The following is a 22,578-nucleotide window of genomic DNA, read 5'->3' on the forward strand; positions in this document are numbered from 1 at the left end:
GGGGTTCGTGCCATTTTCCGGTGTGACCCGGGACATCGGGTGCGGGCGGGTTCAGGAGTTGCCGTCGGGGCGGTCCGCAGACAGCAGTTCCCCCGAGGCCAGGGCGCGCTCGACCTCCTCGCGCCCCTGCGGGGTGCGCAGCGCCTCCTCGATCACCTTGCCGTACTCCAGGATGCGGTGCCGCTGCCTGGACAGCTCACGGTACTCCTGCTCCTGCTGCTCGTACTGTCGGGCGAGCGCCGAACGCTCCTGCCGGTCGGCGGCGCGGGCGGCCTTCTTCAGGTACTCGGCCCGCTGGCGCTGGTAGCGGTGCAGGGACGAGGCGATCCGCCACTCCTCGGCGCGCAGCGCCGACAGGGGCTCGGCGGCGTCGAACTCCTCGCCTGCCTCCTGCAGGCGGTCGACCGTCCGCTGGACGTCGGTGAGCAGGGCGGAGTAGGAGGAGCTGAAGTCCTCCGGAACCAGGTACCGGTGGGCGTGGGCCGTGGCGAAGCGGTCACGGGCGGTCCACCCGAACGCCACCCACAGGGCTGCGGCGGAGTACACCGACAGCAGGGCGGCGGCCGGCGGCCACCACAGGGAGCCGAGGACGAAGACCGTGCACGACAGGGGGAGCGGCGTCGCGCAGAACAGGGTCCACAGGTCGCGCCTCCTGCCCTCGCGCAGCGCCTCGGGCAGCCACGAACGGGGGGTGGTGCGCAGGGCCGCGATGCCGGCGGCGCCCACCAGGGCGGCGTGGGCCAGGGCGCCGGGGATGTACGCGCCGAACGCACCCGCCTCGACGGTGGGGGTGCTTGCGGCCGCCCAGGCGAGGTTCAGGGCGGCCAGGGCGGTACCGCCCGCGACGAGCAGGGGGCGGCGCAGGGGGCGGCGGTCGGTCAGCCTGCTCTTGGGGATCAGGACCTCGGGGTTGTCGCGCAGCCGTGCGGCGACGTTCGGGGGCAGGCCGGGGTCGAACACCGGCCGGACATCGCGGCTCGCGGGCATGGGGAACCTTTCTGGCGCTGGGGGAGGGGCGCGCACCGGACGCGCCCGGGGCCGTGTGCGGTCCCGGGCGCGCCGTCGGTCCGCCCGGGGCCCGTCGGCCCAGCGCCAGACTACGGGGCACCTCTGTCTCAGGAGGAGACCGCCTCCTCCACGGAGGCCGCCCACAGCGACACCGCGTTGTCGACCTGTTCCCCGTTGACGATGAGGGCGGGGATCATCCGCACGACGTTCCCGGCGGGGCCGCAGGTCAGCAGGAGAAGACCGTTCTTCGCGGCGATCTGCTGGGCGCGCTGCGCGGTGGCGGCGTCCGGGGAGCCGTCGGGCGCGGTGAACTCGTTGGCGACCATCAGGCCCCGGCCGCGCACGTCGCCGATCACGGGGTGGGACCCGGCGACCTTCTCCAGGCCCTCGCGCAGCCGCTCGCCCATCCGGGCCGCGTTCTCCACGAGGTGCTCCTCCTGGATCACGTCCAGGGTGGCCAGAGCGGCGGCGCAGGAGACGGCGTTGCCCCCGTAGGTGCCGCCCTGGGAACCCGGCCACGCCTTCTCCATGATCGCGGCCGGGGCGGCGATGGCGGAGAGCGGGAAGCCGCTCGCCAGGCCCTTGGCGGTGATGACGATGTCCGGGCGGATGCCGGAGGGCTCGTGCCCCCAGAAGGTTCCGGTACGTCCGAAACCGGTCTGCACCTCGTCCGCGACGAGGAGGAAGCCGTGCCGGTCGGCGCGCTCACGCAGCCCCTGGAGGAAGGCGTCCGGGACGGGGACGTAGCCGCCCTCGCCCAGGACCGGCTCGATGAACACCGCCGCGGTGTCCTGGGGGGAGGACACGGTGGCGAACTGGTAGTCCAGTTCGCGCAGGGCGTGGTCGACCGCCTCCTGCTCGGACATGCCCAACCGGTAGGCGTACGGGAAGGGGGAGACGACCACCCCCGGGACCAGGGGGCCGATGCCCGCCCGGATCTTCACGCCCGACGTGGTCAGGGACGCCGCTCCCATGGTCCGCCCGTGGAAGGAGCCCTGGAACACGACGGCGTTCTGCCGCCCGGTCGCCTGGCGGGCCAGGCGCAGCGCCGCCTCCACGGCCTCACTGCCGGAGTTGACGTAGAAGAGCCGGTCCACACCCTCGGGCAGCACGTCGCCGAGGCGCTCGGTGAGCTTGAGCAGGGGGCGGTGCATCACGGTGGTGTACTGGGCGTGGACCAGGGTCGCCACCTGCTCCTGGGCGGCGGCCACGACCTTGGGGTGGCAGTGCCCGGTGCTGGTGACGCCGATACCGGCGGTGAAGTCGAGGTAGCGGCGGTCTTCCTCGTCGTAGATGTAGACCCCCTCGCCCCGGGCCGCGAGGACCGGGGTCGCCTGCTTGAGGATCGGGGAGAGTTCCGCCATGAACAGGCCTCAATTCCGTGGTTGCGAAATCCGTAGGATTGTTGACAATCGACAGTGCTATGGAAGCATCCGTACCGGGCGGTGTCCAGAGCGCGCTGGGCAATTCCGACCGTGGCTCCGGGGTCGACCGGAGCGGTTCGCGACTGGAAGTGGGGAACATGTCGGATCAGGAAGCACGGGTCGTCGCACAGGTGGACAAGAGGCTCTTCCTCGGGGGCCGGTGGCGCGACGCCGCGTCCGGCGCCACTTTCGGGGTGGAGGATCCCTCCACACGGACGATCCTCTGTGAAGTCGCCGACGCGGGCAAGGAGGACGCACTGGCCGCTCTGGAGGCGGCGCACGGTGCCCAGTCCTCGTGGGCGGAGGTCGCGCCCCGGGCGCGCGGCGAGATCCTGTACCGGGGGTACGAGCTGCTCATGGAGCGCCAGGAGGACCTGGCCCTGCTCATGACCCTGGAGATGGGCAAGCCCCTGGCCGAGGCCCGCGGCGAGATCGCCTACGCGGCGGAGTTCTTCCGCTGGTTCTCCGAGGAGGCCGTGCGGATCGAGGGCGGGTTCGCCACCTCACCCGACGGCAAGTCGCGGTTTCTCATCATGCGGCGCCCCGTCGGCCCCTCCATGCTCATCACCCCCTGGAACTTTCCGATGGCGATGGGCACCCGCAAGATCGGGCCCGCGATCGCCGCCGGGTGCACGATGGTCCTCAAGCCCGCGCACCAGACCCCCCTGTGCGCGCTGGCGCTGGCCGGGATCCTGGCCGAGGCCGGGCTGCCGGAGGGCGTCCTGAGCGTCATCCCCACCACCGACCCGGGTTCGGTCACCGAACCGCTGCTGAGCGACGGCCGCATCCGCAAGATCTCCTTCACCGGCTCCACGGCTGTGGGGCGCAAGCTCCTCGAACAGAGCGCCGGGCAGGTGCTGCGCACCTCCATGGAACTGGGCGGCAACGCGCCGTTCCTGGTCTTCGACGACGCCGACCTGGACGCGGCCGTGGACGGCGCGATGCTCGCCAAGATGCGCAACATCGGTGAGGCGTGCACGGCGGCCAACCGCATCTACGCCCAGTCCGGGGTGGCCGAGGAGTTCTCCCGGCGGCTGAGCGAGCGCATGGGCGCGCTGCGCCTGGGGCGCGGGGTGGACGACGGCGTCGACGTGGGCCCGCTGATCGACGACAAGGCCCGCCAGAAGGTCCAGGGGCTCGTGGACGACGCGGTCGGCCGGGGCGCGCGCGTCCTCGTCGGCGGCGGCCACGGTGAGGGGGAGGGCCACTTCTACCAGCCGACCGTCCTCGCCGACGTGCCCATGGACAGCGAGCTGTCGTTCACGGAGATCTTCGGCCCGGTGGCGCCGGTGCTCACCTTCGAGACGGAGCAGGAGGTGGTGGCGGCGGCCAACAACACCGATTTCGGTCTGGTCAGCTACCTGTACACGCGGGACCTGAACCGCGCGTTCCGGGTCAGCGAGGCGCTGGAGACGGGCATGGTCGGGCTCAACCAGGGCGTGGTCTCCAACCCGGCGGCGCCCTTCGGCGGGGTGAAGCACTCCGGCCTGGGCCGTGAGGGCGGACGTGTGGGAATCGACGAGTTCCTCGACACCAAGTACGTGGGCATCGGCGGCCTCTGAGTAGGTCGGCTTTTCCGTGGGAATGTCGTACGACATTCCCACGGAAGTCTCGCGTGATGGTGTTATGGGCACGAGAATCTCCCACCCGATGGGTGTCGACGAAGCGCGAAGCAGACTCTCTGAGCTACCGGCGGCTCTGCCGAACGAACCGGGTGCAGATCCCGTGGTCATGGGTTCGTACCGGCGGCCTCAAGGGGTCCTGATCTCGGTGCGGGAGTACGAGACCTTGATGGAGGTCTACGAGCGGCACCTGCGGAGGAACGAGACCGAAGCCGCGGTCGCCTCCGTGCGCGCCGAAGGCATCGAACCGGCTCCGGCCGCCATCGCTGACGTGGAACGTGCGGCTGAGGGAGAGATCAGCTATGACGAGGCGAAGGAACGGATAGCCGCACGGGCACGCCAGTGGAGAATGCCCCCTACGGGATCCCCGGGAACCGGGGACGCGTGAACGACCGTGGAAGAGGGCCTCGCGTTCGTGAACCGCGCCGTCCAGGCGATCGGCCCCTGGCCGGTGGCCGCGACCGTCCGTGCCGGTGGCCTGGACCGAACCCGCCTCAGGCGTCCGTGCTGTGTTCGGCGTCGATACGCGCCACGGTGTCCATCAGGTGCGACTCGATCAGCTCCAGCAGCCGTTCCTCGTCGCCGTCGACGATGGCGTCGAGGATGCGCTGGTGCTCGTCGAGGAGTTCCCCGGGCTCGGGGTAGACCTTCTGCATCACCGTCAGGCACATGCGGGTCTCCACCAGCAGCGTCTGTGTCATGCGCTCCAGCCTGCCGTTGCCGGAGCAGCTCACCAGGGTCCGGTGGAAGTCCTGGTCGGCGTCGCTCATGGCGTCGCGGTCCCCGGTGCGCGCCGCCTTAGCCAGGGCCTCCAGCGCGGGGGTGAGGCGGGCGAGCGCCTCACCGCGGTTGCCCCGCATGATGAGTTCGCAGGCGGTGCGCTCCACCGCGAGCCGGGCCACGTACACGTCCCGGACGTCCTGGTCGGTGAGCTCGCACACGAACAGGCCCCTGTGCCGTTCGCTGCGCAGCAGCCCCTCCTGGACCAACCGCTGCATGGCCTCGCGCAGCGGACCGCGGCTGACCCCGAGTCGGCCGGCGAGCTCCGCCTCCCCGAGCTGGTCCCCCGGGGCCAGGGTGCCGTACATGATCGCCGACCGGAGCTGGTCGGCGATCAGTTCGGCGGTGGACCGCCGGGGCACGGGCCTCAGGTGTCCTGGAGCGGGCATGGGCCGCTGTCCTTTCGTGGGCGACAAGGTCAAAACAGTACCTAACGGGTGGTCGGCGCACCGGTGAAGGCCCCGGAACCGGACCGGAACAGAGCGCCCGGCCCCGGCTGGGCACCGGTCGCGCCCGCCAGGCGCAGCCCCTCCCAGATGCTCACCTGGTTGGCGGTGAGCACGGGCTTGCCCAACAGGGCCTCCGCCGGTCCGATGAGGCCGGCGCTGTGCAGCGCGGTGTCCGGGACGAGGACGGCCTCGGCCCGCGGGTGGTCGTTGGAGACGACGAAGTCCAGGGCCTGGTCCGGGTCGAGGCGGCCGACCTCCGCCGCGGTGACGATGCCCCGGCTGGCCAGCGAGAGCACGGTGGTCCCCCCGGTGCCCAGGAACTCGACGAACCGCTCGGCGACGTCGTCGGGGTAGGTGGCGGCGATCGCCACCCGGGAGACCCCGAGCCGCTGGAGGGCGTGCACGAACGCGAACGAGGTGCTGGAGGCGGGCGCCCCGGCGGCCTCGGCCACCCCGCGGACCTGCTCGCGGGCGCCGTCCCAGCCGAAGACGAAGCTGCCGCTGGTGCACGCCCAGACCGCCGCGTCCACCCCGGCCTCGCGGAGCTTCGCGGCGCCCTCACCCAGGACGTCCGGCCCGCCCACGTCCAGCAGGGCGTCCACCCGGTGGGCGTCCTCGCGCATGAGCGTGTGCACCACGGTCAGGTCCACGCCGTCGCCGAGCGTGGCTGAGAACGCCGGGTAGTCGTCCTCGGCGCTGAAGCCGGGGTAGAGGAATCCGATCCTGGGCATGGCGCTCCTTCCTGCGGGTCCGGGGTTCACACCGCGCTCGGGGCGGCGACGTCGATCAGGCTCTGGCCGCGGGCGACCGCCTGGCGGCCGGCCTCCCGCAGCAGCGCCCACATGGTCACCTGGTTGGCCGCGATGACCGGCTTGCCCAGTTCGCGCTCCAGGGGCGCGATGATGTCGTAGGTGAGGACGTTGGTGCAGCTGATGTAGATGCCCTGGGCCTCGGGGCGGTCCGCGGCGTGCACCGCCTCGGACACCTCGGCGTAGGTGACCTTCCAGATGTGGCTGAGCAGGCCCAGCCCGACGCTGGAGGTCACCTCGGTGCCGTGCTCGCCCAGGTAGGACAGGAGGCGGTCGGTCACGCTGTCCACGTAGGGGGTGACGACCGCGATCCGGGTGAGGTTGAGCGCCTCCAGGGCTCTGATGAGCGCCCCCGACGTGGTGACGGCCGCCGGGGCGCCGGCCTCCGCCATCGTCCGGTGCAGGCGACGCTCGCCCTCGGCCCCGTGCACGAAGCTGCCGGACGCGCACGCGTAGCCGATGGCGAGCGGCTCGGGGGCGAGGAGCGCGCGGACCGCCGGATCCACGGTCTCCGCCACGCACAGGGCGGCGGCCTGGTCCACGGTCACGGGGACGTGCACGTAGGGCAGCCGTGTGACGTGCAGTGACACGTCGTCGGGTGTCCAGCGCCAGAGCTCCCTGTCGAGGGCGAAGTCGTAGGGCGCGATCACCCCGACCCCCGACTGCCACGGGGTCGGCCTGCTCGCGGCCAGTTCGACGACCTCGTGCTCGGCGCCGGTGCTCTCGGCGTGGTCTCCATCGGTCCGCATCGGTCACTCACCTCCCTGGGGAAAGCGTCGCGGTGTGGGGTTCGGTCCGTGGCCCGGCCGGAGGGTGCCCGGCGGCCGGAGCGGTCAGCGGTCGAGGCGTTCGTAGAGCAGGCGCTCTCCGACACTGCCCGAGCGCCAGACGTCGTGGCAGGCCTCGGCCATGGCGGGCAGGTTCTCCACGACGGTGGCGAATACGTTGCCGGGCACCCAGCCGACGTCGCCGTTGAGCAGGAGGTTGTTGCGGCCGTAGAACAGGGCCAGGTCGACCACGCCGGGCAGGTGCCCGATACCGGCGTCCTCCTTGAAGCCCCGGTCGAGCATGCCGTCCTCGAAGAGGAAGTAGACGACGTCGCCGGGGATGGGGGTGACCGTGGGGTTCTCCCGTCCCGGATCGGGGTCGGCGAACCGCGGCACCATCGTGTAGACCTCGTTGCGCGCGTACTTGGCGTGTTGGACGGCGTCCCCCTGGGGAAGGGCGTTCCACACGGCGTCGCAGGTGCGCGGTGCGTCCTTGTCCAGAAGCTCGGCCACGCAGGAGACACCGCGCTTGGCCAGTGTGATGGTCATGTGCCTGGGCAATGGGTTCCCCCTCGGCGGGTGCTGTGCGGGAGTGGTGGCGCGTCGGCGGATGAATCCGCTGATTGTCGACAATATTATGATCCGCAGAGTCGGGCGGCAAGGGGTGTGCTGCGCGGAATGTCCGATTTCCGGGCGCGCCGCGACCGTCTTCGGGTGTGCTGTCGAACAACCCATTTGTGGATTGTTGACAATCCTCTTCCGGCTCCCTAGCGTTTCCCCTGACAGGGCGGAACATCCCCATCCCAGACGACAGCACAGGCCCACGTCGCCGATCGGAGTGCACGTCCTTGAACAGCCCCAACGCGCCCCAGCGGCCCCGCCTCCTCGTCTTGCAGGGGGACGAATCGCCGCCGGGGCACGAACGGATCGACGGCCATCCCGGACTCGGAGAGGTCGTCTACACGACCGCCGACGGCCTGGCCTCCCACCTGCCCGGTGCCGACGTGCTCCTGGTGTGGGACCTGTTCTCCGAAGCGCTGGCCTCGTCCTGGCCCAAGGCCGACACCCTCTCGTGGGTGCACGCCGCCACCACCGGTGTGGACAACCTCGTCTTCCCCGGACTGGTCGAGAGCGACGTGGTGCTCACCAACTCGCGCGGCGTCTTCGACGAGCACATCGCCGAGTACGTGCTCGGCCAGGTGGTCGCCTTCGCCAAGGACTTCCACCGCACCTGGGACCTCCAGCGCGAGCGCCGCTGGCTGCACCGGGAGTCCGAACGGGTGGCCGGGAAACGCGTCCTGATCGTCGGCACCGGCCCCATCGGCCGCGCCATCGGCCGCAAGCTCGCGGCGGTGGGCATGGAGGTCAGTGCCTCCGGCAGCCATGCCCGCGAAGGTGACCCCGACTTCGGGTCGGTGGTCGAGTCCACCCTCTCCGAACGGGGCGCCGACGGCGGCCCCACCCTCGTTGACGCACTGCCCCGGTCCGACTACGTCGTGGTCGCCGCGCCGCTCACCGACGCCACACGCGGTCTGGTCGACCACGCCTTCCTCGACCTGATGCCGTCGCACGCACGCCTGCTGAACGTAGCGCGCGGGCCCATCGTGGCCGAGGACGACCTCGCGGCGGCCCTGCGCGGCGGGCGTATCCGGGGCGCGGCGCTGGACGTGTTCGAAGGCGAGCCGCTGCCGGAGGGCTCGCCGCTGTGGGACCTGCCCGGCTCGGTGGTCTCCCCGCACATGTCCGGCGACGTGGTCGGCTGGCGCGCGGACCTCGCCGACCTGTTCCTGGACAACCTCGCCCGTTACATGGACGGGCGCGCACTGCTCAACGTCGTCGACAAGAGCCGCGGCTACGTGCCGGGCTGACCCTTGACCACCGACCACGGGGTGACCTGGAGGCTGAAGTGAGGATCCGTACCGAGGGGACCGGGGCCGACGGAGGGGCCGTTGGCGGAGGCAGTCCCTCCTCCGAGGTGCCGCGCGCACGGGGCGGCGCGCCCGAGAGCCCGGCCGACCTGTCGGCGGAGCGGCTGCTCGCCGCCTACGCCTCCGGTGAGCTCTCCCCGGTGGAGGCCGTGGACGCGGTGCTGGAGCGCATTGAGCGGGACAACCCGGCGCTCAACGCCTTCTGCCTGGTGCGCCCGGAGGAGGCGCGCGAGGCGGCCCGGGCCTCGGCGGAGCGGTGGCGCCGGGGTGAGCCCGAGGGGGCCCTGGACGGCGTGCCGACCTCGGTCAAGGACATCCACCTCACCCGGGGCTGGCCGACCCTGCGCGGTTCGGTCACCGCGTCGCAGGAGGGCCCCTGGGAGGAGGACTCCCCGGTGGTGGCCCGGCTGCGGGAGCAGGGCGCGGTGTTCGTCGGCAAGACGACCACGCCCGAACTCGCCTGGAAGGGGGTCACCGACAGCCCGCTCACCGGTGTCACCCGCAACCCGTGGGACCTGTCCACGACCCCCGGCGGCTCCAGCGGGGGGTCGTCCGCAGCGGTCGCCGCGGGGATGGGGCCGCTGGCCACCGGTACCGACGGCGGCGGCTCCATCCGCATCCCGGCGAGCTTCACCGGGATCTGCGGCATCAAGCCGACCTGGGGACTGGTGCCGCACTACCCGGCCAGCCCGTTCGGCTCCCTGGCGCACACCGGGCCGATGGCCCGCACGGTGGGCGACACGGCCCTGATGCTGGAGTGCATGACCGGGTTCGACCCCCGCGACTGGATGGCCCTGCCGCAGCCGGGGACCGGGATCGGGGACGTGCGGCTGCGCTCGGACGCCGAGGGCCTCGTGAGGGGGATGCGCATCGCCTACAGCCCCACCCTGGGAGGTCTGGACGTCGACCCCGAGGTGGCGCGTGCTGTCGCCGCGGCGGCGGCCGTGTTCGAGGAACTGGGCGCCGTGGTGGATGAGGCCGACCCCGGCCTGCCGCCGTCCGCCGACGAGTTCCACGTGCTCTGGTACTCCGGTGCGGCCAAGAGCACCGAACGGCTTACCGAGCGCCAGCGCGACCTGCTCGATCCCGGGCTGCGGGAGATCGTCGAAGAGGGGCTGACCTACTCCGCGCAGGACTACCTGACGGCGATGGCGCTGCGGATGGCGATGGGCGAGCGGATGGGCCGGTTCCACACCGAGTACGACCTCCTCCTCACCCCCGCCACGCCGATCACCGCCTTCGAGGCCGGACGGGAGTCCCCTCCCGCCCTCAAGGGGAGGCGGTGGACGTCCTGGGCGGGGTTCAGCTATCCGTTCAACATGACCCAGCAGCCGGCGGCGAGTGTGCCGTGCGGGTTCACCGAAGCCGGGCTTCCGGTGGGGCTCCAGGTGGTCGGCCCCCGGCACGCCGACGCCCGGGTGCTGGCGGCCTGCCGCGCGTTCGAGCTGGCCCGCCCCTGGGCGGACCGGCGTCCGTGAGGGCGTTCCCTTCCTCTGCGAACCGCTGCTTCCGGTCTTCCCGGGTGGGGATCGTCCCGTTCCGGGACCTTCGCCCGGGGAATTTCATGCCATAGGGCCCACATTCGTTTTCCATCAAGCGCTACCGTCTACTTCGGAGTGGTGTCGGATCCGGGCACGAGGAAAATGGGGACGTGCGGATGGCGGGTAGCGAAGCCGGAGGCGGGGCGATCAGGGTCTTCCTCGTGGACGACCACGAGGTGGTCCGCCGCGGTGTCGCGGCGCTGCTGGAGAGTGAGGAGGACATGGTCGTCGTCGGCGAGGCGGGGACCGCGGAGCAGGCGCTCTCCCGCATCCCGGTGGTCCTGCCCGACGTGGCAGTCCTCGACGTCCGCCTGCCTGGCGGATCCGGGGTCCAGGTGTGCCGGGAGATCCGTTCCGGCAGCCCTCAGATCGCCTGTCTGATGCTGACCTCGTTCGCCGACGAGGACGCCCTCTACGACGCCGTCATGGCGGGCGCCGCCGGGTACGTGCTCAAGCAGATCCACGGCGCCGACCTCGTCGGCGCCGTGCGTACGGTGGCCGCCGGCGGGTCGCTCCTGGACTCGGGCAGCACGGGGGCCATGATGGAGCGCCTGCGCGGCACCCAGGCCGAACCGGACCCCCTGGCGGAGCTGACGCCGCAGGAGCGGCAGATCCTCGACCTCATCGGGGAGGGCCTGACCAACCGGCAGATCGGCGAGCGGCTCTACCTGGCGGAGAAGACCGTGAAGAACTACGTCTCCGCGCTCCTGTCCAAGTTGGACCTGAAGCGGCGCACCCAGGCCGCCGTGCTGGTCGCCGAACTACGCGGGCGCCGCTACTGACCGTCCCGCCGGTCACAGGGGGTCGTCGGCGCCGGGGACGGGCACCTTCCACACGAGCACGGTCCCGGCGGACTCGCCCCGCTGGGCGGTGAACCCGCCGCCCAGGGCCTGGGCGCGCTCGTCGAGGTTGCGCAGCCCGCTGCGGCGCCCCTCCGCGGGCAGCCCGATCCCGTTGTCCACCACCGTCAGGGTCAGCGTGCTGGGCCGTCCGGTGACCGACCGCTCCTCCATGGCCACGGACACGTGCACCTCGCTGGCCCGAGCGTGCCGGGCGACGTTGCTCAGGCCCTCCCCGAGCACCGCGAGCAGTTGCTCGCCGACCTCCTCGGGCACCGAGGCGTCGATCGGCCCGTCCAGGCTCACACCGGGGTGGCAGCCCAGGCTGTGCGCGGCGTTCTCGGCCAGCCGCAGGATGCGTCCTCGCAGCGAGGTGTCCCGGCGGTTCGGGGGGTTCTGCAGGTCGAAGATGGTCGAGCGGATCTCCCGGATGGTGGAGTCGAGTTCGTCGATGGCGCGCCGGATCCGCTCCTCGGCCTCCTCCGAGCCGATGAGGCGCATGGTGCTCATCAGTGTCATCGCCGAGGCGAACAGCCGCTGGATCACCACGTCGTGCAGGTCCTTGGCGATCCGGTCCCGCTCCTCCAGGACGGCCAGCCGCTCGGTGTCCCCGCGGACCTCGGCCAGTTCCAGTGCCACCCCGGCCTGCGCGGAGAAGCTGTGGACCATGCTCTTGACGGTGGCTGTGAAGGCCGCGCTGTCGGCCGCCTTGCCGAGGACGAGCGTGCCCCGGGTGTTGCCCGTGGTCCCCAGCGGTACCACCAGACCGGGACCGAACCCGCGGTGCGAGAGCATCGGGCAGTCGGCCTCGGCCAGGTCGGGGACGCTCATGGGCTCGCCGCTGTCGAACACCTGGCCGCAGACGGTGTCGGTGATCTCCACGGGGCTGCCCAGGACCTCCTTGGCGAGGGGACCGTCGGCGACCTCGGCGAACAGGTGGCCGCGAGCACGGCTGTCGGGGAGCATGACCACCGAGATGTCGGCGCCGCTGATCTCCCGTGCCTGGGCGGCGACGTACTCCAGGACCTCGTGGGGGTCGGCTCCCGACAGCAGGCGGGTGGTGATCTCGGTGGAGGCCGTCAGCCACTTCTCCCGCAGGCGTGCCTCCTCGTACAGGCGCGCGTTCTCGATCGCCACACCCGCGGCGGTCGCGAGCGCCATGACGACGGTCTCGTCCTCCTCGTCGAACTGGCCGCCGCCGGTCTTGTCCGCCAGGTACAGGTTGCCGAAGAGTTCTCCGCGCACCTGGATGGGCACGCCCAGGAAGCTCGACATCCTCGGGTGCCCGGCGGGGAAGCCCACGAAGTCGGGGTGGTCGCGGATGTTCGCCAGGCGCACGGGCGTGCGTTCGACCATGGGGGCGGCGAGCAGGCCCCTGCCCCGGGGGGAGCCGTCGATCCGCCCGGCCGCCTCCGCCGAGAGGCCCACGAAGACGAATTCGGCGAACCCGCCGTTCTCGTCGATCACCCCCAGGCCCGCGTAGCGGGCGCCGGCCAGGTCCGCGGCGGCCTCGGTGAGCCGGCGCAGGACGGAGGCGAGGTCCAGGTCGCCGCCGATGGACAGCACGGCCTGGAGGAGGGAGCGGACGCGCCCCTCGGGGGACATCCCCGGTCCGAGACGTGAGCGTACCCCGGTGAGCAGGTCGTTCAGTTGGTCGGGGGAGGCCGGGGGGCTCTGGGGGACTTCGGTCATGTCTCGAATCAACCTCCGCAGAGCCGTGGGACGGTCTCTGTAGGAAATGCACTGATCGGGCGTATTGATCGAATTGTCGTCGTTTTTTCCAGTGGGGGCCACATCGCCGTGCGGTTCGCGGAAGAACGGACGGGGAATCGGTTCGGAACCGCGAAGACACCGGCACAATTCATGCTAACGTCGCCAGCGACGGAAGGCAGAGGACCTGGTCCGGGTCCCTCTTCCCGGTTCGGGCGCACTGTGTCCGTACCCCTGTCCCCCTTCTCCACCCGCCGCGTTCCGTTCGGCGGGTACCCGCAGCGGAAGGAACCCCCGGTGTTCGGATACCACGGCTTCGCGAGCGCCTCCGGCGTCCGCGCCGCCGTGTGCGCCGCACCGGTCCGGCGGTTCCTGCTTCTGGCGGGGCTGCTCGCCGCAGGGCTGATCGTCCTCTGGACGGCGTCGGCCGTGCCCGCCCACGCGGAGCAGACCGACACCGGCTCCGCCCTCCCGGCCGCTTCGGCGGTCCTGGCGGGCGCCGCGGGCGAGCGGCACGAGGAGGTGTCGGCCCCCGTAATCGGGGTGCCGCCCCTGCGTACGGGCCTCCAGAGCACGGATACCGCCGCGGACACCGTGGCGGGCGCGCTCGGGGACGCCTCCGGTACCCCCTCCCTGGCGGACGGGGCAGCCGACGTGGTCGGTGCTCCGGTCGCCGCGACCGTCCGACAGGTCTCCGACACGGTCGCCGCGCGAGCGGTGGACGTGCCCGTGGACACCGTGCCGGTGGTCCGGCGGGTCCGGGACACCGTCGGCGCGACGCTCGCCTCCGGGACCGCGGACCGCGCGTCCTCCCACCCGGACGCCGTCGAGCACGGGGCCGGTTCCACCGCCTCCTCCGTGGCGGGCGGGTCACCGCACCGGGACACGCGCGCCGCCGGCGGCGTCGCGGACTGCGCGGAGGCGCACCGCGGCCAGGACGCGGGCGGCATACCGGATGACGGTGTCCGCGCCGTGTCCGCCGAACGGTCGGTCTCCGTCCCCTCCGCCACACCCGCCGCCGCCCCGTCGGCTGCGGTCGGTGGCCTGGGCGTCGTCGGCTATCTGCCGACCACCGCCGCACCCTCTCCGCTCCCCGGCCTCTACGAGGCCGCCCGGCACGTCCTGCGCTCGGTTCCCGCCGACTCCGCCGACGAGCCGACCTTCTCCCCGGACTAGCGGCTCCGCTCTCCCACCGGTCGCAGAGCGACCCCGTCTCCGGCACGCATCCCAGCCCCGGGCCGTCCGCCCCGTCGTGGACCGAGCACCCGGCTCCTCTGGGAGCTGACGTGAGCCGCGCACCCGCACAGCGAGGTTCACGTCAGTCAGTGGTCCGCCAGACCAGGGACTGAACCGGCGCACACCCACCGCTCCCCCCAGGCGCGACGGTATCCGCCGAGCAACAGACCACAACGCAACGCAACGGAACGTGTCCCCCCGGCCAGGGGGCCCGGACCGTGGCGGAGCACCGCTCCGCCGAGTACACAGCCCGAACCACACAAGCCTGCGAAAGGAACCACCCATGTTCAAGACCGCGCGTACCTCTGCCCGAGCCCTCCTCATGGCCGCCGGCACCGCCGGTTTCGTCGCCCTCGGATCCGGAGTCGCGGGTGCCGACGTCCTGGGCGCCGCGGACACCCTTCCCGTGGGGGAGGTGACCGCTCCGGTCGCCGGTGCGCTCGCCCAGGGCGTTCCCGCCCCGGTCGACGGTCTCGGCGACCTGGCCCGGGTCCAGCCTGGCCAGAACTCGGTCGACCCCCGGATCCAGCACCACTCGGCCCCCGCGGGCGACATCGTGGACAGTGTGACCGACGGGACCGGCCTGCCCCTCGACGCTGTCGGGGACGCCGTGGACACGGTCGGGGGCGCGACCGGCGCCGTCGAGGGCGCCACGGGAACCGTGCCCCTGGCCCACCCTGCCGGCGACCCGGTCTCCGACCTGCTGGGCGGCGGACTTCCCGACGTCGGCGGCGTGCTGCCCGCCGCCGACATGCCCGTGGACCTGGACACCGGCGGCACCCTGCCGCTGGCCGCACCGGCGGACGGCCCCCTGGCGCTGGACAGGGAGAACTTCGACGCGACCGGCGGCCTGGGCACCCTCCTCGGGGTGGCCGAGACCCTGCCGATGGCCGCGCCCGAGTCCCTGACCGGCGGCCTGCCCGTGGACGAGATCGGTTCCCTGGGCGGGGACGTGGCCAGTGTCCAGGGCCTGCCCGAGGTCGGTCGGCCCGAGGTCGACCCCCGGCAGGTGACCGGGCTGCTCCCCGGAGCCCTGGTCTAGCCCGTGTCTCCCTGAACCCCTGCCCGCTCAGGGGGGGGCGTCCTCGCGATGCCCCCTGCGGCACGGCGGCGGGTTGACGGCCGGCCCTCTGACGTGAGGGGTCGGCGGCTCCGGGGATCGGTACCCGGAGCCGCCGGCGCCCGGCCGGTCAGTAGCCCCTGCCCGTACCGAAGCCGAGGCCGTCCACGCACGGGTCGGAGGTCGCGTCCCGGGCCTCTCCGGCGCTGGCGGTCGGCGCGTCCTCGGCCCCGGACATGCCGTCGTCGGGGACGGAGGACGCCGGTGGTGACGGTGTGCCGGACCCCTCGGGCACCGGTGCGGGCAGGGGGCGGTCCTCGCGGACGGCGGCGAACAGCGCCGCGGCCTCCTCCCCGTCCCACATGACCCGGTTGGGGTCCTGCGGAGCCTGGTACCAGGGCACGGTCCGGAATTCGATGTCGGCGAGGTCGACGTCGGAGAGCGAGAAGCCGATGGAGAGCATCCGGTCGAGTGTGAGCCGCTGATCGGTGGCACTGTGCTCGGCCACCGACCTGAGGATCTCGTTGAGCCTGGCGGGGTCGGTGAGGGCACCGCTGCTCCTCAACTGTTCGGCGAGCGCGCTGAGGAACATCTGCTGGCGGTCGATGCGGCCGATGTCGCTGCCGTTGCCGATCTCGTAGCGGGCACGGACGAAGGACAGGGCCTCGTCCCCGTCGAGGACCTGTTCCCCGGCGGGCAGGTCGAGACCCGAGCGCTCGTCCCGCATGGGCCGGGGGATGCACATGCTGACCCCGCCGATGGCGTTCACCGTGTCGCGGAAGCTCATGAAGCTGAGGTGGACGAAGTGGTCCACCCGGATGCCCGTCAGAGTCTCCACGGTGTGGACGACGCAGGGCGGTCCGCCGTGGTACATAGCGGCGTTGATCATGCCCTCGTAGGCGCCGCTGCCCTCGGCCTTGCCGTAGGGAGGGCATGCCGGAAGCCGCACCAGGGAGTCGCGCGGGAAGCTGATGACGGAGACGTGCTCCCCGCCGGGTGAGATGTGCGCCAGCATGAGGGCGTCGGAGCGCTCGCCCTCGAACTCCCGCGCGTAGGCGGTGGAGTCCTCCTCGTAGCCGTCGGTGCCCATGAAGAGGACGTTGACGGCGTCGTTGAGTTTCTCAGGCCGGTTCTTGCCGCCCAGAGCGGCGTCCAGGTCGTGCTGGATCATGCCGGAGCGCAGCAGCAGGTAGTAGCCGTAGGCGGTGCCCACGGCGGCGACCAGGACGACGGCGAGGCACGCCGCGATCCACAGGGCGATCCTGTGCCAGAGGCCGCGCTGACGGGGCAGGTCCACCGGTATGTTGGCCGACTCGCGGCCGGTGGAGGAGTGGTCGTCGCTCATCAGGCAGCCCCCGTGGGTTCGGACGGCGGTAGACGCCGGAGGTCCCGGATACGGAGGAGGGCGTGCGAGGCCGCGACGAGGGCGCGGCAGGGAGCGGACGGGGGGCTGGGGGCGGGGGATCGGGGCGGTTCCGTGTCCGGGACGGGGCACTCCGCAGCGGCGGCGGGGCCGGGGCCCGCCGGACGCGTGTGCCGTGGATCAGCACACGGGGTCGACCACGAGTGCGCCGCATGTGTCCTTCATGGGATCGCCGGACTCTGTACAGTCGACTTTCTCACGATCGGGCGCTATATGCACCGATGACCCGCCGAAGGGTGTGAGTCCCCGCGATCCGCGGACAGAAGCGACGCGCACCCGGTGGCGCGCCGGTTCAGTCGTCCCAGAAGGTGCTGTGCTCGGGGTCCTTCGGCGTGGGCTCCTCCGAGGAGGTGGCCGTGCGGTTCTTGCCGCCCGACTTGGCCGTCGTGCTCTTGGCAGGGGTGGTCTTGGTGGGCGTGCCCTTGGCTCCGCTCTTGCGGGCCGCCGGGCTCTTGGTGCCGGTGTGCCGGGGGCGGGCGGCGACCGGGCTCTTGGCGATCGGTTCGTCCGCCTGGGGGCTTGCGCCGGAGTGGATGCTGAGGGCCTCCTCCTCGATGCTCAGCATCTTGCGGATCTCGGGGGGCGTCGCGGGCAGCCGCTCGGAGCGCAGGTGGGCGCCGAGGACCTCCAGGGCGTGGTCGCACAGGATCTGCCGGGCCCGGGTGGAGGGGACGCCGCTGAGCTTCTCGATCTCCGGCAGATCGCGCTCGCGGAGCAGCCGGACGACGTCGCGCAGGCGTTCGCGGGTCTTGCGGTCGGTCATGGACATGACCGTCATCTCGGCTTCGGTGAGGTAGCTCTCCTTGGCGTCCTGGGCGTCGCGCTCGGCGATGAAGGCGCTCGTCAGGTTGCGGGCGGAGGCCCGGGAGGAGCTGCGGACGTTGTCGCGCCGGATCAGGCGCGCCTGGACGGCGGTGACGACGACGCTCGTGACCAGGCTGATGCAGGCGCCCAGCAGGATGAGGAGGAGGGGGTTGTCGAGCACGGTGGGGACCTTTCCGGGCGGGGGGCCGCACGGGTGGTGGTCACGGACGTGACGGGGGTGTGCGGGGCGGGGTCAGGTGAAGGGTGACTATTCGTCACCAGCAGGCTTTTTGTCAAGTGTGCCCAGTATGGACGCATAAGAACACCCTGTCCCCATCGGCCTCATGTACTTCTGGCAAAGCCGGTCCCGAGGGGTCCGTGTCCACAACCTGTGGACGGGTGCTCCGACACCTCGCCGAGGGCCCGCGTGGGGCGGGTCTCACCCGTTCAGGAGTGCGTTCACCGCCTCCGGGGACAGGATCTCCTCGGCCACCATGGCGGAGCAGCCGCGCACCCCGGCCTCGTCCCATAGAGCGCTGGGCACGACGCGCAGGTGCCGGGTGGCCAGCGCCGTGCACTGCTGGAAGACCACCTCGCGGACCCCGGCCACCAGGTGGTCGTAGGCCTCGGACAGGTCCCCGCCCAGCACGATGACCTCCGGGTTGAGCAGGTTGACCGCCCCGGCGAGCGCCTCGCCCAGCCTTCGTCCGGCGTCGCGGACGAGGGTCACCGCCACGGGGTCGCCCTCGGCGGCCCGGGAGACCAGGTCCTTGAGCCCCGACAGCGGCAGGCCCTGCGCCGCGGCGCCCTCCAGCAGGCGACGCCCGCCCGCCACCGCCTCCAGGCAGTCGGTGTTCCCGCAGCGGCACGGCGTCCCCCCGCCGTCGCGGACGGGGATGTGTCCGATCTCTCCGGCCGCGCCCAGCGCGCCGCGCAGCAGGTTCCCGCCGGAGACCAGTCCGGCGCCGATCCCGGTGGAGGCCTTCACGAAGATCATGTCCTCGGTGTGGCCGTGCGCGCCCGCGGCGTGCTCTCCGAGGGCCATCACGTTGACGTCGTTGTCCACGGCCACGGCGACCGGGAAGCGCTTCTGGACGAGGGGGGCCAGGTGGACCCCGGCCCACATGCCCAGGGAGGGCAGGTCCTCGGCGCGGCCCGCGCGGAACTCGACGGTTCCGGGCAGGCCGATACCCGCGCCGCGTACCTCTTCCGGTGCGCGCCCCAATCCGGTGATCTGCTCGGACCAGGTGTCGAGCAGCCAGGAGACCACGGCCTCCGGCCCCTGGTCCAGGTCGAGCGCGCCGGGGGTGCGGATCAGGACATCGCCGTCGAGGTCGCACACGGCGACCTGGCTGCGGGCCATGCCCAGGGCCGCGGTGAGCAGGAGGCCGCTCGCGGCGTTGAACTCCAGGAGCGTGGGTGGCCGGCCGCCACTGGAGACCGCCCTCGTGCCCTCGACGACCAGGCCGCTGTCGATCAGCTCCGTGACGCGGAGGGCGACGGTGGGCCGCGAGAGGCCGGTGGTGCGCGCGATCTCCGCGCGGCTGGTCGCCGTCCCGCTCCGGATCATCTCCAGGATGTGGCCGCTGCTGGCCATCGAGGACGGTCGTCCAGAGGTTCTAGGCATGCGCTTCATTCAACCATTAAGCCGTGGTAGCGGCGTGATGGACAGGGGGTTATGTAAAAAAGTGATCTGAAGAGTGCTTGGTTTTTTACCATAGTCGGGCGTAAAGTTGGAAGAGTCGAGTCGAATCCACTCCTGTGGTTCGTGGGAGGCCCCGCTCCCGCGCCCCGCCCTCGCTCGTCTCCCCTACCTTCCTCTTCGCTGGAGCAGTACGAAATGTCGCAGCAGTCCGCATCCGGCCCCACAGACCTGGTGGTCTTCGGGGGCACCGGCGACCTGTCCATGCGTAAACTCCTGCCCTCCCTCTACCTGCTCGACCGCGACGGCCACCTGGACGGCGGGACCCGCGTGGTCACCGTCTCCCGCGACGGCCTCACCGACGCCGACCTGCGCGGCAAGGCCGCCGCCGCGGTCCGCGGACACCAGGCGGTCCAGGTCGCCGAACCCGACGTCCTCCACCGTTTCCTCACCCGCCTCTCGCACGTGACCGTCGACGTGGGCGGGGACCTCGCCGGGTGGTCCGACTTGGCAGACACCCTCGGCACCGGCCGCGACCGCGTCTTCTACCTCGCCGTCCCGCCGATGATCTCCGGACCGATCTGCCGGGGCCTGAGCGACGCCGGACTGGTCACCCCCGGATCCAGGGTCGTCATGGAGAAGCCCCTCGGCCGCGACCTGGCCTCCTCGCAGGAGGTCAACGACGCCGTCGGCGCCGTCTTCAGCGAGGAGCAGACCTACCGGATCGACCACTACCTGGGGAAGGAGACGGTGCAGAACCTGCTGGTCCTACGGTTCGCCAACGTCTTCCTCGAACCCCTGTGGAACTCCCGCTGGATCGACCACGTCCAGATCACCGCCGCCGAGACCGTCGGCGTCGGCGGTCGGCGCGGCTACTACGACACCTCCGGCGCCATGCGCGACATGGTCCAGAACCACCTGCTCCAACTGCTGTGCCTGACGGCCATGGAGCCGCCCTCCAGCTACGACCGCGAGGCCGTCCGCGACGAGAAGCTCAAGGTCCTCCAGTCGCTGCGCCCCCTGAGCGGCGACCTCGTCGCCCAGGACACCGTCCGAGGGCAGTACGCGCCCGGGCGGATCCACGGCACCGAGGTGTCGGGCTACCTCGACGAACCGGGCGGAGCGCCCGGTGCCACCGCCGAGACCTACGTGGCCCTGCGCGCCGAGATCGCCAACTGGCGGTGGGCCGGCGTCCCCTTCTACCTGCGGACCGGCAAGCGCCTGGCGCGCGACCGCTCGGAGATCGTCATCCGCTTCCGCGACGTCCCGCACACGATCTTCCCGGGCATCGAGACCCCGCCGGGGGCGGCCAGCCTCGTCATCCGCCTCCAGCCGGACGAGGGCATCCACCTCACCATGCTCGCCAAGACCCCCGGCGCGGGGGCGCTGCGACTGCGCCCCGTCCCGCTGGAACTGAGTTTCGCCGACACCTTCGCCAACCGCGCTCCCGAGGCCTACGAGCGGTTGCTGGCGGATGTGCTGGCGGGGGACTCCACCCTCTTCATGCGCCGAGACGAGGTCGAGGCCGCCTGGCGCTGGGTGGACCCCATCATCGAGGCCTGGAACGGCCTGCACACGAGCCCCGAGACCTATCCGGCCGGCAGCCCCGGGCCCGTCGGCGCACACCGACTCATCGGTCGCACCGGCCGGACATGGTACGAAGAGGAGCAGTCCCGATGACCGCGAACACCGACACCAGCACGTCCGGCGCCGTCCACCGGGTCGTCGACGACGTCACCCGGCGCCTGGCGGAGCGCAGCGCCGACACCCGGGCCGCCTACCTGGAGAGGATCCGCGCGGCGATCAGTGAGGGCCCCGCGCGCGGAGCGCTCGGATGCGCCAACCTCGCGCACGGGTTCGCGGCCTGCGCCATCCCTGAGAAGAAGGCGCTGTCCGGGAACGTCACCCCCAACGTGGCGATCGTCTCCGCCTACAACGACATGCTCTCGGCGCACCAGCCGCTGGAGTCCTACCCGGCCGTCATCAAGGCGGCCCTGGCCGAGGCGGGCGGCGTCGGCCAGTTCGCGGGCGGCGTCCCCGCCATGTGCGACGGCGTCACCCAGGGCCGGGCCGGAATGGAGTTGTCCCTGTTCAGCAGGGACGTCATCGCGATGGCCACCGCCGTTGCCCTCTCGCACGACATGTTCGACGGCGCCCTGATGCTCGGCGTGTGCGACAAGATCGTCCCCGGCCTGCTCATCGGCGCGCTCTCCTTCGGCCACCTGCCCGTGGCGTTCGTGCCCGCCGGTCCGATGCCCTCGGGCCTGCCCAACAAGGACAAGGCACGCGTGCGCCAGGAGTTCGCGCAGGGCAAGGTGGGGCGCAAGGAGCTCCTCCAGGCCGAGTCCGCCGCCTACCACTCGCCCGGCACCTGCACCTTCTACGGCACCGCCAACTCCAACCAGATGCTCATGGAGGTCATGGGCCTGCATCTGCCCGGCGCCAGCTTCGAGCAGCCGGGCACACCGCTGCGCGAGGCGCTCACCGCCGAGGCCGGTCGGCGCGTCCTCGCCAACACCGCCCTGGGCGAGAACCACACCCCGGTCGGCGAGCAGATCGACGAGCGGGCGATCGTCAACGCCGTGGTCGCGCTGCTGGCCACCGGCGGCTCCACCAACCACACCCTGCACCTGGTGGCCATCGCCCGCGCGGCCGGGATCCAGTTGACCTGGGACGACTTCGCCGCGCTGTCCGAGGTGGTGCCGCTGCTCACCCGGATGTACCCCAACGGCTCCGCGGACGTGAACCGGTTCCACGAGGTGGGCGGCATGGCCTACCTGATCGGGAGCCTCCTGGACGCGGGCCTGCTCCACGAGGACGTACGCACCGTGTTCGGTGAGGGGCTCGGCGCCTACCGGCAGACCCCGCGCCTGGAGGGCAAGTCGCTGACCTGGGGGGACGGGCCCAAGGAGAGCGCCGACACGACCGTCCTGCGCGGTGTGGAGGAGCCCTTCGCCGCTGACGGCGGCCTGCGCATGCTCTCGGGCAACCTGGGCCGCGCGGTCATCAAGGTGTCGGCGGTCGCCCCCGAGCGCCACGTCGTGGAGGCGCCCGCCCGGGTCTTCGCCGACCAGTCCGAGCTCCTGGCGGCCTTCTCCGCCGGTGAGCTGACCGGTGACTTCGTGGCCGTGGTCCGCTTCCAGGGTCCGCGTGCCAACGGCATGCCCGAACTGCACAAGCTGACGCCCCAGCTCGGGGTGCTCCAGGACCAGGGCCAGAAGGTCGCCCTGGTGACAGACGGCCGGATGTCGGGGGCCTCCGGCAAGGTGCCCGCCGCCATCCACGTCTCCCCGGAGGCCGAGGCGGGCGGTCCGCTCGCCTTCGTGCGCGACGGCGACCCCATCCGGCTGGACGCGGTGAAGGGGACCCTGGAGGTGCTGGCCGACCTCGAAGGCCGCGAGGCCGCGCGGCCGAGCGTGGACTCGTCGACCGGAACCGGCCGTGAGCTGTTCGCCGCCATGCGGGGCGCGGTCGGCCCGGCCGAGACCGGCGCCGGCGTCTTCGGCCTGTGAACCACGATTCCACCGACTTTGGAG

General features: G+C 72.0%; 19 protein-coding genes. 9 read left to right on the forward strand and 10 right to left on the reverse strand.

All coding sequences use genetic code 11. From position 1 onward, the window contains the following. Positions 1-51: 51 nt before the first annotated feature. Both ACFHWE_RS11250 and ACFHWE_RS11255 read right to left on the reverse strand, forming a co-directional pair. Positions 52-987 carry a hypothetical protein gene (locus ACFHWE_RS11250; RefSeq protein ID WP_416600903.1) on the reverse strand — a complete coding sequence of 312 codons (936 nt, stop codon included), beginning with the start codon at positions 985-987 and terminating at the stop codon, positions 52-54. A gap of 128 nt (positions 988-1,115) precedes the next feature. Then, positions 1,116-2,372, reverse strand: coding sequence for an aspartate aminotransferase family protein (locus ACFHWE_RS11255; protein WP_416600904.1), 1,257 nt, complete (start codon positions 2,370-2,372; stop codon positions 1,116-1,118). Between the two features lie 158 nt (positions 2,373-2,530). On the opposite strand from ACFHWE_RS11255, the gene ACFHWE_RS11260 reads away from it, so the two are divergent. Both ACFHWE_RS11260 and ACFHWE_RS11265 read left to right on the forward strand, forming a co-directional pair. Continuing rightward, positions 2,531-3,994 (forward strand): NAD-dependent succinate-semialdehyde dehydrogenase, encoded by a 1,464-nt coding sequence (locus ACFHWE_RS11260; protein WP_416600906.1) that lies wholly within the window; start codon positions 2,531-2,533, stop codon positions 3,992-3,994. 22 nt (positions 3,995-4,016) lie between these two features. Next, complete coding sequence (locus tag ACFHWE_RS11265; RefSeq protein ID WP_416600908.1) at positions 4,017-4,442, forward strand: antitoxin VbhA family protein; 426 nt, start codon at positions 4,017-4,019, stop codon at positions 4,440-4,442. Between the two features lie 106 nt (positions 4,443-4,548). Here the strand turns inward: ACFHWE_RS11265 and ACFHWE_RS11270 are convergent, their stop codons facing one another. The 4 genes from ACFHWE_RS11270 to ACFHWE_RS11285 all read right to left on the reverse strand — a co-directional run bounded on the left by ACFHWE_RS11270 (position 4,549) and on the right by ACFHWE_RS11285 (position 7,408). Continuing rightward, on the reverse strand, positions 4,549-5,223 hold the full coding sequence (locus ACFHWE_RS11270; RefSeq protein ID WP_416600909.1) for a GntR family transcriptional regulator: 675 nt from the start codon (positions 5,221-5,223) through the stop codon (positions 4,549-4,551). 41 nt (positions 5,224-5,264) lie between these two features. Continuing rightward, the gene (locus ACFHWE_RS11275; RefSeq protein WP_416600911.1) at positions 5,265-6,014 is read right to left on the reverse strand and encodes a maleate cis-trans isomerase; all 750 of its coding nucleotides are present in this window, start codon (positions 6,012-6,014) and stop codon (positions 5,265-5,267) included. 26 nt (positions 6,015-6,040) lie between these two features. Beyond that, a complete protein-coding gene (locus tag ACFHWE_RS11280; RefSeq protein ID WP_416600912.1) occupies positions 6,041-6,841 on the reverse strand; it encodes an Asp/Glu racemase in 801 nt (266 codons plus the stop codon). An 84-nt stretch (positions 6,842-6,925) separates the two neighbouring features. Continuing rightward, positions 6,926-7,408 (reverse strand): DUF3830 family protein, encoded by a 483-nt coding sequence (locus ACFHWE_RS11285; protein WP_028648109.1) that lies wholly within the window; start codon positions 7,406-7,408, stop codon positions 6,926-6,928. Positions 7,409-7,707: 299 nt separating this feature from the next. Here ACFHWE_RS11285 and ACFHWE_RS11290 point away from each other — a divergent pair, with 299 nt between their 5' ends. The 3 genes from ACFHWE_RS11290 to ACFHWE_RS11300 all read left to right on the forward strand — a co-directional run bounded on the left by ACFHWE_RS11290 (position 7,708) and on the right by ACFHWE_RS11300 (position 11,110). Next, positions 7,708-8,727: a D-2-hydroxyacid dehydrogenase gene (locus ACFHWE_RS11290; protein WP_416600915.1), complete on the forward strand. Its 1,020-nt coding sequence runs from the start codon at positions 7,708-7,710 to the stop codon at positions 8,725-8,727. A 38-nt stretch (positions 8,728-8,765) separates the two neighbouring features. Then, positions 8,766-10,265: an amidase gene (locus ACFHWE_RS11295; RefSeq protein WP_416600916.1), complete on the forward strand. Its 1,500-nt coding sequence runs from the start codon at positions 8,766-8,768 to the stop codon at positions 10,263-10,265. Positions 10,266-10,444: 179 nt separating this feature from the next. Beyond that, complete coding sequence (locus ACFHWE_RS11300) at positions 10,445-11,110, forward strand: response regulator (RefSeq protein WP_416600918.1); 666 nt, start codon at positions 10,445-10,447, stop codon at positions 11,108-11,110. Between the two features lie 12 nt (positions 11,111-11,122). Here the strand turns inward: ACFHWE_RS11300 and ACFHWE_RS11305 are convergent, their stop codons facing one another. Then, complete coding sequence (locus tag ACFHWE_RS11305; RefSeq protein WP_416600920.1) at positions 11,123-12,859, reverse strand: GAF domain-containing protein; 1,737 nt, start codon at positions 12,857-12,859, stop codon at positions 11,123-11,125. A gap of 315 nt (positions 12,860-13,174) precedes the next feature. Here ACFHWE_RS11305 and ACFHWE_RS11310 point away from each other — a divergent pair, with 315 nt between their 5' ends. Both ACFHWE_RS11310 and ACFHWE_RS11315 read left to right on the forward strand, forming a co-directional pair. Next, positions 13,175-14,053 carry a hypothetical protein gene (locus ACFHWE_RS11310; RefSeq protein ID WP_416600922.1) on the forward strand — a complete coding sequence of 293 codons (879 nt, stop codon included), beginning with the start codon at positions 13,175-13,177 and terminating at the stop codon, positions 14,051-14,053. 343 nt (positions 14,054-14,396) lie between these two features. Further along, a complete protein-coding gene (locus ACFHWE_RS11315; protein ID WP_416600924.1) occupies positions 14,397-15,155 on the forward strand; it encodes a hypothetical protein in 759 nt (252 codons plus the stop codon). 148 nt (positions 15,156-15,303) lie between these two features. On the opposite strand, the gene ACFHWE_RS11320 is transcribed toward ACFHWE_RS11315, so the two are convergent. The 3 genes from ACFHWE_RS11320 to ACFHWE_RS11330 all read right to left on the reverse strand — a co-directional run bounded on the left by ACFHWE_RS11320 (position 15,304) and on the right by ACFHWE_RS11330 (position 19,027). After that, entirely contained in the window at positions 15,304-16,518 is a 1,215-nt protein-coding gene (locus ACFHWE_RS11320; protein ID WP_416600925.1) for an LCP family protein, read from the reverse strand. Positions 16,519-16,888: 370 nt separating this feature from the next. Continuing rightward, positions 16,889-17,581 carry a hypothetical protein gene (locus ACFHWE_RS11325; protein ID WP_416600927.1) on the reverse strand — a complete coding sequence of 231 codons (693 nt, stop codon included), beginning with the start codon at positions 17,579-17,581 and terminating at the stop codon, positions 16,889-16,891. 258 nt (positions 17,582-17,839) lie between these two features. Next, the gene (locus ACFHWE_RS11330) at positions 17,840-19,027 is read right to left on the reverse strand and encodes an ROK family protein (protein WP_416600929.1); all 1,188 of its coding nucleotides are present in this window, start codon (positions 19,025-19,027) and stop codon (positions 17,840-17,842) included. A gap of 213 nt (positions 19,028-19,240) precedes the next feature. Here ACFHWE_RS11330 and zwf point away from each other — a divergent pair, with 213 nt between their 5' ends. Both zwf and edd read left to right on the forward strand, forming a co-directional pair. Continuing rightward, complete coding sequence (zwf, locus tag ACFHWE_RS11335; protein WP_416600930.1) at positions 19,241-20,722, forward strand: glucose-6-phosphate dehydrogenase; 1,482 nt, start codon at positions 19,241-19,243, stop codon at positions 20,720-20,722. Beyond that, on the forward strand, positions 20,719-22,554 hold the full coding sequence (edd, locus tag ACFHWE_RS11340) for a phosphogluconate dehydratase (protein ID WP_416600932.1): 1,836 nt from the start codon (positions 20,719-20,721) through the stop codon (positions 22,552-22,554). Before zwf ends, edd begins: the two co-directional genes overlap by 4 nt. Positions 22,555-22,578: the final 24 nt, after the last annotated feature.

This window comes from Nocardiopsis sp. LOL_012, assembly GCF_048060475.1.
GTDB lineage: Bacteria > Actinomycetota > Actinomycetes > Streptosporangiales > Streptosporangiaceae > Nocardiopsis.